12 protein-coding genes are annotated in these 12355 nt (G+C 67.9%); 11 read left to right on the top strand and 1 reads right to left on the bottom strand.

Annotation, left to right across the window (positions count from 1 at the left end):
• The first annotated feature begins 25 nt into the window (after nucleotides 1-25).
• From FFS49_RS28200 to FFS49_RS28225, 6 genes are all read left to right on the top strand, one after another.
• On the top strand, nucleotides 26-1051 hold the full coding sequence (locus FFS49_RS28200; protein ID WP_105816815.1) for an ABC transporter permease: 1026 nt from the start codon (nucleotides 26-28) through the stop codon (nucleotides 1049-1051).
• Between the two features lie 43 nt (nucleotides 1052-1094).
• Nucleotides 1095-2006 (top strand): sugar phosphate isomerase/epimerase, encoded by a 912-nt coding sequence (locus FFS49_RS28205; protein WP_105816814.1) that lies wholly within the window; start codon nucleotides 1095-1097, stop codon nucleotides 2004-2006.
• A 73-nt stretch (nucleotides 2007-2079) separates the two neighbouring features.
• Nucleotides 2080-3093, top strand: coding sequence for a Gfo/Idh/MocA family oxidoreductase (locus FFS49_RS28210; protein WP_105816813.1), 1014 nt, complete (start codon nucleotides 2080-2082; stop codon nucleotides 3091-3093).
• 32 nt (nucleotides 3094-3125) lie between these two features.
• Nucleotides 3126-4052, top strand: a complete 927-nt coding sequence (locus tag FFS49_RS28215) for a TIM barrel protein (RefSeq protein WP_105816812.1) — start codon at nucleotides 3126-3128, stop codon at nucleotides 4050-4052.
• A gap of 32 nt (nucleotides 4053-4084) precedes the next feature.
• Complete coding sequence (locus FFS49_RS28220; RefSeq protein WP_105816811.1) at nucleotides 4085-5257, top strand: Gfo/Idh/MocA family oxidoreductase; 1173 nt, start codon at nucleotides 4085-4087, stop codon at nucleotides 5255-5257.
• Nucleotides 5258-5530: 273 nt separating this feature from the next.
• Nucleotides 5531-6415 (top strand): MurR/RpiR family transcriptional regulator, encoded by an 885-nt coding sequence (locus FFS49_RS28225; RefSeq protein ID WP_039347380.1) that lies wholly within the window; start codon nucleotides 5531-5533, stop codon nucleotides 6413-6415.
• A gap of 59 nt (nucleotides 6416-6474) precedes the next feature.
• On the opposite strand, the gene FFS49_RS28230 is transcribed toward FFS49_RS28225, so the two are convergent.
• On the bottom strand, nucleotides 6475-7995 hold the full coding sequence (locus tag FFS49_RS28230; RefSeq protein ID WP_105816810.1) for a CoA-acylating methylmalonate-semialdehyde dehydrogenase: 1521 nt from the start codon (nucleotides 7993-7995) through the stop codon (nucleotides 6475-6477).
• A gap of 109 nt (nucleotides 7996-8104) precedes the next feature.
• On the opposite strand from FFS49_RS28230, the gene FFS49_RS28235 reads away from it, so the two are divergent.
• The 5 genes from FFS49_RS28235 to FFS49_RS28255 all read left to right on the top strand — a co-directional run bounded on the left by FFS49_RS28235 (nucleotide 8105) and on the right by FFS49_RS28255 (nucleotide 12345).
• Entirely contained in the window at nucleotides 8105-9040 is a 936-nt protein-coding gene (locus FFS49_RS28235) for a LysR family transcriptional regulator (protein ID WP_105816809.1), read from the top strand.
• 117 nt (nucleotides 9041-9157) lie between these two features.
• On the top strand, nucleotides 9158-9385 hold the full coding sequence (locus FFS49_RS28240) for a sulfurtransferase TusA family protein (protein WP_006402122.1): 228 nt from the start codon (nucleotides 9158-9160) through the stop codon (nucleotides 9383-9385).
• Nucleotides 9386-9591: 206 nt separating this feature from the next.
• On the top strand, nucleotides 9592-10014 hold the full coding sequence (locus FFS49_RS28245) for a peptidase (protein WP_105816808.1): 423 nt from the start codon (nucleotides 9592-9594) through the stop codon (nucleotides 10012-10014).
• Nucleotides 10015-10282: 268 nt separating this feature from the next.
• The gene (locus FFS49_RS28250) at nucleotides 10283-10987 is read left to right on the top strand and encodes a response regulator transcription factor (RefSeq protein ID WP_006490421.1); all 705 of its coding nucleotides are present in this window, start codon (nucleotides 10283-10285) and stop codon (nucleotides 10985-10987) included.
• Nucleotides 10984-12345 (top strand): FecR domain-containing protein, encoded by a 1362-nt coding sequence (locus tag FFS49_RS28255; protein ID WP_105816807.1) that lies wholly within the window; start codon nucleotides 10984-10986, stop codon nucleotides 12343-12345. The genes FFS49_RS28250 and FFS49_RS28255 overlap by 4 nt, the downstream gene beginning before the upstream one ends.
• Nucleotides 12346-12355 lie beyond the last annotated feature (10 nt).

Here is a 12355-nt window from a genome sequence, read left to right on the forward strand (position 1 = left end):
CCGAACCAAGATTGGAGACAAGGAAATGGGCAACATGAACCCGGTCGCGGATGCGCAGACCATGACCCTCAAGACGCGGCACACGAAATGGCCGCCCGAGCTGAGCATCTTCCTCGTGCTCGTCGGCATCAGCATGTTCTTCGAGATCGTCGGCTGGATCGTCGTCGGCCAGAGCTTCCTGTTCAACGCCGAGCGGCTCGAGATCATCGTGCTGCAGATGGCCGTGATCGGCATCATCGCCGTCGGCGTGAACCTCGTGATCATCACCAGCGGGATCGACCTGTCGTCGGGCTCGGTCGTGGCCGCCGCGGCGGTCGTCTCGGCGAGTCTCGCGCAGGTGTCCGACTTCCCGCGCGCGGTGTTTCCGCACCTGACCGACCTGCCGATCATCTGGCCCGTGCTCGCCGGCGTGTGCGTCGGGCTGCTGGTCGGCTTGCTGAACGGCTCGCTGATCGCGATGACGGGCATCCCGCCGTTCATCGCGACGCTCGGCACGATGGTCGCCGCGCGCGGCTTCGCGAAGTGGTTCACGAACGGGATGCCGGTATCGATGCTGACCGACTCGTTCGCGGCCATCGGCGCAGGCGCCAACCCGGTGATCATCTTTGTCGTGATCGCCGCGATCTTCCACGTCGTGCTGCGCTACACGCGCTTCGGCAAGTACACGTATGCGATCGGCGCGAACCGTCATGCGGCCGTCGTGTCGGGCATCAACGTCACGCGCCACCTGATCTTCGTCTACGCGATCGCGGGCCTGCTGAGCGGGATCGCCGGCACCGTGACGGCCGCGCGCGCGATCTCCGGCCAGTCGGGCATGGGCGTGATGTACGAGCTCGATGCGATCGCGGCGGTCGTGATCGGCGGCACGTCGCTGTCGGGCGGCCTCGGCCGCGTGACGGGCACCGTGATCGGCGTGCTGATCCTCGGCGTGATGACGTCGGGCTTCACGTTCATCCGCATCGACGCGTATTACCAGGAGATGGTCAAGGGCGCGATCATCGTCGCGGCCGTGATCGCCGACCAGTACCGCAACAAGAAGAAGCGCCGCTGAGCGCGCGCATGAGCCCGGAACCCCTGTTCGCGAAGGAAGCCCGATGAAGATCGCATTGGACCCCTACATGATTCGCCACCTGCCGCTCGACCGGCTGCCGCACGCGGTGGCCGAGCTCGGCTACGACCAGATCGAGCTGTCGCCGCGCAGCGATTTTCTCGACTGGTGGGTGATGCCCCGCGCGACGCGCGAGCGCATGGCCGCGTTCCGCCAGGCGATGCGCGCGAGCGGCGTCGGTCTCGCGTCGCTGCAGCCGATGTACCGCTGGGCCAGCCCGTTCGACGACGAGCGGCAATGGGCCGTGCGCTGCTGGAAGAAGGCGATCGAGGTCGCGCTCGAGATGGAATGCCCGCTGATGGTGTCCGAGTTCGGGCGCGGCGCGTCGCCCGAGCGCTCGGTCGGCGAGCGCCCGGGCGCGAACCCGAACGAGCTGTGTGAAGCCGCGTGGTTCCGCTCGATGGACGAGCTGCTGCCGATCCTCGAGCGCGAACGCATCGTGCTGTCGGTCGAGCCGCATCCGGAGGACTGGATCGAGCAGCTGCAGCCGGCGATCGACATCGTCACGAACCTCGGCTCGCCGTCGCTGAAGCTGTCGTACATCGCGCCGCACACGTTCTACTACGGCGACGACATGGACGCGATGATCGCGCAGGCCGCGCCGATCCTCGCGCACGTGCGCGTGGCCGACACGTTCGACCACCGCAAGAGCAGCCAGCTGCGCTACATCGTGAACCCGCCCGGCTCGAACCAGATCCGCGTGCACCAGCATCTCGACATCGGGCAGGGCGAGATCGACTGGGACGTGTTTTTTCGCGCGCTCGGCGCCGCCGGCTTCGACGGCGTGATGTCGTCGTGCGTGTTCGCGTGGGAAGACCGCGCGGAAGCCTCGTCGCGCTACATGCGCGACGCGATCCAGCGCTACGTCGATCGCCATTTCGATCGAACCGCGCGCTGACCGGCTGATGACGATTGCCGACCGGCGCGGCACGGGCCGCGCCGCTGATGAACGAACGACTGGAGACAACTGCATGACCTTGCAAATCGGCGTGATCGGCTGCGGCGCGATCGGCCAGGACCACATTCGCAGATTGACCCGCACGCTGTCCGGCGCGCGCGTCGTGGCCGTCAACGACATCGATCCGCAGCAGGCGCGCGACGCGGTGACGAAATACGGGCTCGACGCCGAGATCTACGGAGAAGGCCACGAAGTGGTCGCGGCGGCCGACGTGCAGGCCGTGCTCGTCACGTCGTGGGGGCCGACCCACGAAGCGTTCGTGCTCGACGCGATCGCGCATGGCAAGCCGGTGTTCTGCGAGAAGCCGCTGGCGGTCACGGCCGACGGCTGCATGCGGATCGTCGAAGCGGAAGTCGCGCACGGCAAGCGGCTCGTGCAGGTCGGCTTCATGCGGCCGTACGACGAAGGCTATCGCGCGCTGAAGCGCGTGATCGACAGCGGCCAGATCGGCGCGCCGCTGATGCTGCATTGCGCGCACCGCAACCAGTCGGTCGGCGAGCGCTACACGACCGACATGGCGATCACCGACACGCTGATCCACGAACTCGACGTGCTGCGCTGGCTGCTCGGCGAGGACTATGCGAGCGCGCAGGTCGTCTATCCGAAGAAGACGCGCCATGCATCCGCGCATCTCGCCGATCCGCAGATCGTGCTGCTCGAAACCGCGAGCGGCGTGCGCATCGACGTCGAGATCTTCGTGAACTGCCAGTACGGCTACGACATCCAGTGCGAGGTGGTCGGCGAGCAGGGCATCGCGAAGCTGCCCGATCCGCCGGCCGTCGGGCTCAAGCATGCAGCGCGGCAGTCGGTCGAAATCATGACCGACTGGAAGGAGCGCTTCATCGCGTCGTACGACGTCGAGCTGCAGGCGTTCATCGACGGCGTGCGCGCGCATGCGCTCACCGGGCCGTCGGCCTGGGACGGCTACGCGGCGGCGGTCGCGGCCGACGCCTGCGTGCGTGCGCAAAAGAGCGGGGCGGTCGAGCCGATCGCGATGGCCGAACGCCCTGCGTTCTATCGCGGCTGAACCGCAGCCGCCTACTTGCCGGACTGACCGACATGACGATGAAGATGGGTTGCGCACCGTGCTGCTGGGGTGTCGACGACGTGAAGAACCCGCACCTGCCGCCGTGGCGGCAGGTGCTTGCCGAAGCCGCCGAGGCCGGCTACTCGGGCATCGAGCTCGGGCCGTACGGCTACATCCCGCTCGAACTCGACGTGGTGAGCGCCGAGCTCGAACGGCAGCGCCTGAGCATCACCGCCGGCACGATCTTCGACGATCTGGTGTCGCCGGAGAACCTGCCGAACCTGCTGCGCCAGACGCGCGACATCTGCGCGCTGATCACGCAGTTGCCGAAGCTGCCGACGCAGGACGGCCAGCGCTACGCGGCGCCGTACCTGGTCGTGATGGACTGGGGCCACGAGGAACGCGACTACGCGGCCGGCCACGGCGATCGTGCGCCGCGTTTGTCCGACGCGCGCTGGGCGCGAATGGTCGACCATATCCGGCAGATCGCGACGATCGCGCGCGACGAATTCGGCGTGCGCGCGGTGATCCATCCGCACGCGGGCGGCTATATCGAATTCGCGGACGAGATCGACCGGATCGTCGCCGATATTGCGGCCGATACGGCGGGCCTGTGTCTCGACACCGGCCACCTGTATTACTCGGGCATGGACCCGGAAACGTGGTTGCGCCGCCATGCGGCACGGCTCGACTACGTGCATTTCAAGGATATCGACGCGGCCGTGTACGACGCGGTGATGGGCGAGCACATTGCGTTTTTCGCGGCCTGCGCGCGCGGCGTGATGTGCCCGATCGGCACCGGCGTGCTCGACTACCCGGCGATCCGCTGCGCGCTCGTCGACATCGGCTATGCCGGCTATATCACGATCGAGCAGGAGCGCGACCCGCGCAACGCCGGCACGAGCCTGCGCGACGTCGCGGCGAGCCGCGCGTTTCTCGCGTCGGCCGGTTTTGCATGACCCCGTGAACACGCACCAGGAACCCCACCATCATGATTGACGGACAGATTCTGCTTGGACATTCGATTCGCTGGGGCATGGTCGGCGGCGGTCTCGGCAGCCAGATCGGCTACAGCCACCGGTCGGCCGCGCTGCGCGACGGCAGCTTCCGGCTGGTCGCCGGCGCATTCGACATCGATCCCGAACGCGGCCGCCAGTTCGGCGTGAAGCTCGGCGTCGCGGCCGAGCGCTGCTATCCCGACTACGCGACGATGTTCGACGCCGAGGCGCGGCGCCCGGACGGCATCCGCGCGGTGTCGATCGCGACGCCGAACAACACGCACTTCGAGATCTGCCGCGCGGCGCTGAACGCGGGGCTGCACGTGGTCTGCGAGAAGCCGCTGTGCTTCACGATCGAGGAGGCCGAGGCGCTGCAGCGCCTGTCGGTCGAGAAGAACCGGATCGTCGGCGTCGCATACGGCTACTCGGGACACCAGATGATCGAGCAGGCGCGCGAGATGATCGCGCGCGGCGACCTCGGCGAGATCCGCATCGTGCAGATGCAGTTCGCGCACGGCTTCCACAGCGAAGGCGTCGAGGCCGCGAGCGCGGCCGCGCGCTGGCGTGTCGATCCGAAGTTCGCGGGCCCGAGCTACGTGCTCGGCGACATCGGCACGCATCCGTTGTACATCTCCGAAGTGATGGCGCCGGAGCTGAAGATCCGGCGGCTGATGTGTTCGCGGCAGAGCTTCGTGAAAAGCCGCGCGCCGCTCGAGGACAACGCATTCACGATCATGGAATACGACACCGGCGCGATCGGTTACGTGTGGTCGAGCGCGGTGAACGCCGGCTCGATGCATGGGCAGAAGGTGCGCGTGATCGGCTCGAAGGCGAGCATCGAATGGTGGGACGAGCATCCGAACCAGCTGCGCTACGAAATCCAGGGGCAGCCCGCCCAGGTGCTCGATCGCGGGATGGGTTATCTGCATCCGCACGCATTGCGCGAGGATCGCATCGGCGCCGGGCATCCGGAAGGGCTGTTCGAAGCCTGGTCGAACCTGTACGCGCGCTTCGCGCTCGCGATGGACGCGGCCGATCGCGGCGACGTCGCGGCATTGAAGAACATCCGCTATCCGGACGTCCATGCGGGCGTGGAAGGCGTGCGCTGGGTCGAGAACTGCGTGCGTTCGGCCGACGCGGGCAGCGTGTGGGTCGACTATCGTTGAACGGAGGCGGGCCGGCTGCGCCACGCTTCGCCGTGGCAGCCGGCCTTGGTAGACGCCCTAATCTTTACGACGCGGCGAGCGCGTTGGACAATCGCTTCCAGTATCGCCGTGGAGCGTAGTCAAGTGATGATCGAGCGCGTGGGAGCGAGCGCGCGGCGCGGGTCGCGTCGCAAACGTGATTAAATTCGCCCTTCATGCATGTATCCAGTCGAGTCCCGGGCCGCGCCCGCCAGTACCGCGCGCACATCGGGGCCGTCAACTTCGCGCTATCCGATGAGTTCATCCGAGAAACCTCCCGCCACCGTCGAGCAGTTCCTGCAGCACCTGACGCAGGAGTACGACGGCCTCAGCAATCGCCTGAAGGTGATTGCGCGCCACGTGGAAACGCATCGGGACCAGCTTGGCCTGGAAGGCATCCAGACGCTCGCGCAGGCGTGCGGCGTCCAGCCGTCGGCCGTCGTGCGCTTCGCGAAGCACTTCGGCTTTTCCGGCTTTTCCGAGATGCAGAAGTTGTTCCGGGAAGGGCTCGCGCAGCAGATCGCGCCGGGGCGCGCATACAACCTGCGGCTGCGCGACGTGATCGAAGCGGGCTCGTCGAGCCTGCGGCCCGAGCAGATCGCCGACGAATTCATCAAGGGCAGCATTGCCGGGATGCAGCAGCTGCGGCAGACGCTCGATTCGCAGGCGCTCGCGCAGGCCGTCGACCTGCTCGCCGATACGCAGGCGATCTGGATCGCGGGCTCGCGGCGCGCGTTTCCGATCGCCGTGTACCTCGACTACGCGCTGCAGCACACCGACAAGCGCATCGGGCTGTTCAGCGCGCTCGGTAGCATGCATCTCGGGCAGATCCGTTCGGTGCGCGAGGGCGACGTGATGATCGTGATCTCGTTCATGCCGTACGCGGAGGAAACCGTGCAGGTCGCACAGCAGGCCGTGCAGCGCGGCGCGCGGCTGATCGCGATCACCGACAGCCGGATGAGCCCGCTCGCGCGGGAGGCCGAGGTGACGCTGATGGTGCAGGACAGCGCGACGTTCGGCTTCCGCGCGCTGACTGCCACGATGGGCCTCGCGCAGAGCCTGTTCGTCGCGCTCGCGTACCGGCTAGAACTGTCGTACCTGCCGACCGCCGACGGCGCGCACGGCACGAACGCGGGCTGATCTCGACTGCCGGCGCACCGCCCGCGCGATAGAGCTGCGGGCGGTGTGCCGCAGGATCGTTACTTCGCGGTCGGCATCGCGAATTCGGCGCCCTTGCCGATGCTCGACGACCAGCGCTGCATCACCGACTTCTGGCGCGTATAGAAGCGCACGCCTTCCTCGCCGTACGCGTGCATGTCGCCGAACAGGCTCTTCTTCCAGCCGCCGAAGCCGTGCCATGCCATCGGCACCGGGATCGGCACGTTGATGCCGACCATCCCGACCTGGATGCGCCGCGCGAACTCGCGCGCGATGCCGCCGTCGCTCGTGAAGCACGACACGCCGTTGCCGAATTCGTGCGCGTTGATCAGGTCGACCGCCTCGCCGAAATCCTTCACGCGCACGCAGCCGAGGACGGGCCCGAAGATTTCTTCCTTGTAGATGCGCATGTCGGGCGTCACGTGATCGAACAGCGTGCCGCCGGTGAAGAAGCCGGCCTCGCGGCCCGGCACGCGCAGCCCGCGGCCGTCGACCACCAGTTGCGCGCCTTCGTTCACGCCTTGCTCGATATAGCCTTCGATGCGCTTCAACGCATCGCCGGTGACGATCGGGCCCATCTCGACTTCCGGCGACATGCCGTCGCCGATCACCAGCTTGCGTGCGCGCTCGGCCACCAGCGGCACGATCTGGTCCGCGATGTCGCCCACCAGCACCGCGACGCTGATCGCCATGCAGCGCTCGCCGGCCGACCCGTACGCGGCGCCGATCAGCGCATCGACCGCCTGCTCGAGGTTCGCGTCGGGCATCACGACGAGATGGTTCTTCGCGCCGCCGAGCGCCTGCACGCGCTTGCCCGACTGCACGGCACGCTGCTGCACGTAGGCCGCGATCGGCGTCGAGCCGACGAAGCTGACGGCCTGCACGTCCGGGTGGTCGAGCAGTGCGTCGACCGCGCCCTTGTCGCCCTGCACGACGTTGAACACGCCGGCCGGCAGCCCGGCCTGCGTGAGCAGGTCGGCGATGAACAGGGCCGCCGACGGGTCGCGCTCGCTCGGCTTCAGCACGAACGTGTTGCCCGTTGCGATCGCGACCGGGAACATCCAGCACGGCACCATGCACGGGAAGTTGAACGGCGTGATGCCCGCGACGACGCCGAGCGGCTGGCGCATCGTCCAGTTGTCGATGCCGGTGCTGACCTGGTCGGTGAAGTCGCCCTTCAGGAGCTGCGGCACGCCGCACGCGAATTCCACGATGTCGATGCCGCGGGCGACTTCGCCCTGCGCGTCGGAGAACACCTTGCCGTGCTCGGCCGTGATGATCGCCGCGAGCGTGTCGCGGTGCTCGTTCATCAGTTGCAGGAAGCGGTGCAGCACGCGCGCGCGGCGGATCGGCGGCGTTGCGGCCCAGTCCGGGAACGCGGCGTGGGCGGACGCGACGGCCTGCTCGACTTCGTCGTTGCCGGCGAGCGCCACGCGGCGCACCGCGCGGCCGAGCGCCGGGTTGAGGACGTCCTGGAAGCGGCCGCTGCGGCCGGCGACGGGCGCGCCTTCGATGTAGTGGCCGATGTCGGCGTCGGACGTGTAGGCGGGAACCGTGGTCATGCGTGTCTCCTGGAATGGGGGGTGTACCGAACCTAGTCTAGGCAAAGCGGGCGGGCCGGAGAAGGCTGTGCAGCTTGATTCACTGTTCAGAATTCTGAATAATCAGTGGATGAATCAGCAAAATGTCCAGGCGCTCTGGCCGCATATCCATTCGCTGACGGTGCTGGCCGCGGCCGGCAGTTTCACGGCTGCCGCGCACCGGCTCGGCATCAGCAAGGCCGCGATGAGCCAGCGCATCGCCGATCTCGAAAAGGCGGCCGGCGTGCCGCTCGTGCGGCGCACGACGCGCAGCGTGCGGCTCACCGACGCGGGCCAGACGCTCGTCGACAGCACGCGCGACGCGTTCGAGTCGATCGGCCAGCACTTCGCGCGCGTGAAGGACCTGGCCGGTGAGCCGCGCGGCCTGCTGCGCGTGACGGTGCCGGTCGCGCTCGGGCGCCAGCAGGTCGTGCCGCACCTGCCCGATTTCCTGCGCCAGCACCCGGGCGTGCAGATCGAGCTCGACCTGTCGGACCGGCTGCATTCGCTCACGCAGGAGGGTTTCGACCTCGCGATCCGCCATACGACCACCGCGCCGCAGACCCACGTCGCGTGGAAGCTGTGCGACACGCGCTCGCTGCTCGTCGCGAGCCGCGACTACCTCGACGCGCGCGGCGCGCCGCGGCACCCGGGCGAGCTCGTCGAGCACAGCTGCCTGTGCTACCTGCGCGACAACGAGCCGGCCGCATGGAGCTTCGAGCCGCACGGCCGGCGGCGCGAGCGCGTGAGCGTGCCGGTGCGCGGCAGCTTCGCGGCGAACAACAGCGAGGCGATGCGCGAGGCTGCGCTCGGCGGGCTCGGCATCGCGCTGCTGCCGGATTTCAGCGCGCAGCGCGACCTCGACGCCGGCCGGCTGGTCGCGCTGCTCGACGGCTGGCGGCCGTCGGGCGCGTTCGGCGACCACATCTTCGCGATCCGTCCGTACAGCCCGGTCGTGCCGAGCGCGGTGCGCGCGCTCGTGCGGCACCTGCGCGAGCGGCTCGCGGGCGGCTTTTCGGGCACCTGAGCCCGGGCTCCGAGGGCGTTGGCCTGCCGGCAGCCCAGGCAGGCACGGCGGCGCTGCGGTAAAATCGCGGCTTCTTTCCGCGCCTTGGGTGGCGCGTCATTCGAAGGTCGACAGCCGATGCAGATTCACAAGGAAGTGGACGCGCGCGGGCTCAATTGCCCGTTGCCGATCCTGCGCGCCAAGAAAGCACTCGCCGATATGGAAAGCGGGCAAATCCTCAAGGTGCTCGCGACCGATCCCGGCTCGCAGCGCGATTTCGCCGCGTTCGCGAAGCAGACGGGCAACGAGATCGTCGAATCGACGACGCAGGACAAGACCTTCGTGTTCCTGATGCGCCGCCGCTGACGGCCCGCATCGCGTTGCCGGCAGCGCGTGGCGTCCGCCCCGCGCCGGCCACGCTTTTCTGACAATTCTTAAACCTCGCTTCGTGATCGGCTGCGTATACTGACCCGGCCGGTCGTCCGCTCCCAGCGGATGCGCCGGCCACGGTACGTCGTACGGCGGGCACGGGGGCCATGCCTGGCGCTACCGTCGTACAACGGGGAGAGGACATGTCCTTCAGACCAGGGACCATTCGAAGTCCGTCCGGAGCGGAACGCAGCGTATCGGGACTGAGCCGTATCGAGCTCGATCCGCAACAGGATCGTCACGCGCGTGCCGCGCTGGAGGCCTACGCGGATTCCGCCGCGGCCGAGATGCCGTGGCTGGCCGAGTGGCTCGACGAACGGCTGCGCGATGCCGCGCAGGACGACGGCTCGGGCCTGACCTACTGCGGTGCGACCATCGAGCGTGTGTTCGATCTGGCGCAGGCGTGGGCAGCGAGCCAGCCGGACTATGCGGCCACCGCGTGGGAGCGCGTGCGCGGCCAGCTGCAGCGGATGCTGGCCCAGCCGGCGCATCCGGAGCCGCTGCCGCATCGCATGCCGGCCGACGATGTAACAGAGCCGGTAGCGAGCATCACGGGCGCCGATTAGGCGCTCGATTGCGCGGCAGGAAGGATTATTCGAAGAAAAGACGGTAGTCCGCGCAATTTATTGGCGAATTTCATACTACTATGATGAAATCGCCGGTTCGTCCGCGCCCCGTTTTTGAGATATTTAGCCGGGGTCGCTGTTTTGCGCAGGTGGCGCGAGCGGCGAACGGTGGCTTGCCGGCCGGTATCCGGAAGCCGCGCGCGTGTCGCGTGGCCGGATGAGGGCGGGGAGCTGAACTGGACGAATCGATTTCGATTTGCGGGGTGCTATGAGAATTGCTGTACTGGATGACGATCCGGCCCAGACGGATTTCGTCAGTCAAACGCTGACGGCCGTTGGCCATACGTGCTACGCGTTCAAGGAAGGCAAGGCCCTGAAGAAGCGTCTGCAGCGCGAGACGTTCGATCTGCTCGTGCTCGACTGGAACGTGCCCGACATGTCCGGCGAAGAAGTGCTGAAGTGGGTGCGTGCGAATCAGACCGAGCACAGCCTGCCGATCATCTTCATGACGAGCCGCGACGACGAGGCGGGGATCACGCAGATCCTCAACGCCGGCGCCGACGACTACGTGGTCAAGCCCGTGTCGGGTCCGATCCTGCGCGCACGCATCGGCTCGCTGCTGCGCCGCGCGTATCCGGTCAACGCCGAAGCCACCGTTCGCGAATTCGATCAATTCCGTTTCGACGTGAACCTGAAGCAGGCCTACGTCGGCGACAAGGCCGTGAGCCTCACGCAGAAGGAATTCGAACTCGCGCTGCTGCTGTTCCAGCACCTCGACCGGCCGCTGTCGCGCGCGCACATTCTCGATCTCGTGTGGAAGCAGGCGACCGACATCCCGTCGCGCACGATGGATACGCACATCTCGATGCTGCGCACCAAGCTCGGCCTGCGGCCCGAAAACGGTTATCGCCTCGCGCCGATCTACGGCTACGGCTACCGGCTCGAACGGGTCGGCCAGGGAGAACCGGAGTGACCACGGGAATCGCGCGGCGCACGGCAAACCTGCGCACGGTAGCGCTGCACGCAGCCTGCGCGGTCGCATTTGCGTTCGCCGCGCAGCATGCGGCTGCCCAGCCGCCCGCGGCGGCGGGCAAGATGGTCGTCTACCGCACGCAGGCGGGCGACACGCTGTACGACGTCGCCGCGCGCTACCTGCAGGGCGGGGACGACTGGCAACTGCTTCAACAGATCAACGGCGTGCCCGCGCCGAAGCACCTGCAGCCCGGCATCGCGCTGAAGCTGCCGGTGGCGCGCCTGCGCAAGGAAAAGCTGACCGCCCGCGTCGTCGCGGTGCAGGGCACGGCTGAACGCTCGTCCGGCGATGCCTTTGCGCCGCTCGCGAACGACGCGGCGCTCGCCGAGGGCGATCGCGTGCGCACGGGCCCGAACGGTTTCGTGACGCTCGAGCTCGCCGACGGCACGCACATGAGCCTGCCGCCCGACAGCCAGCTCGACCTGAAGGCGCTGCGCCGCACGGTGCTGACCGGCACGCTCGATCGTCAGTTCGAACTCACGCGCGGCTCGGTCGACAGCGAGGTCACCCATCTGAAAAAGCGCGACGACCGCTTCCAGATCCGGTCGCCGTCGGTCGTGGCCGGTGTGCGCGGCACGCACTTTCGCGTGAACTACGACGCGGCCGGCAATGCGTCGACGCGCGTCGAAGTGCTCGACGGCACCGTCGGCGTCGCGGGCGGCCGGAAGCCGGCCGATCCGACGCTCGTGCATGCGAATTTCGGCAGCGTCGCGACATCGTCCGGCGCGGTCAGCGCACCCGTCGAGCTGCTGCCCGCACCGGCGCTCGCGCATCCCGACAAGGTGCAGGACGAGCCCGAGGTCGCCTTCGACGTCGCGCCGCTCGCCGACGCGCATGCGTACCGCGTGCAGCTCGCGCACGACGCCGGGCTGCTCGACCTGTTCCGCGAAACGCGCACCGATTCGCCGCGCGCGGTTTTCCGCGACGTTCCGAACGGGAACTACTTCGTGCGGGTCGCCGCGATCGATGCGAACGGTCTCGAGGGCCGGCCGCGGACGTACGCGTTCGAACGCCGCGTGATGGGGCTCGACGCGAGCGCGTCGCCCGGTGCCGGCGGCTACGAGTTCCGCTGGACGCCGAACGGTTCGGGCAAGGGTGCGCGCTACCGGTTCGTGCTGTCGCGCTCGAAGGACCTGAGCGCGCCGGTCGTCGACCAGGTCGGCCTGCATACGCGCCAGATCACCGTCGCGCACCTGCCGCCGGGCGACTATTTCTGGGCCGTGACCGTCGAGGAGTTCGAAGGCGGCAAGTTCTACGAGAAGACCAGTCCGGTCAGCGCGTTCACGCTGTCGCGCTGATCCGCGGCGC

This window comes from Burkholderia sp. 4NA327C6 (assembly GCF_005502655.1).
GTDB classification, from domain to species: Bacteria; Pseudomonadota; Gammaproteobacteria; order Burkholderiales; family Burkholderiaceae; genus Burkholderia; species Burkholderia contaminans.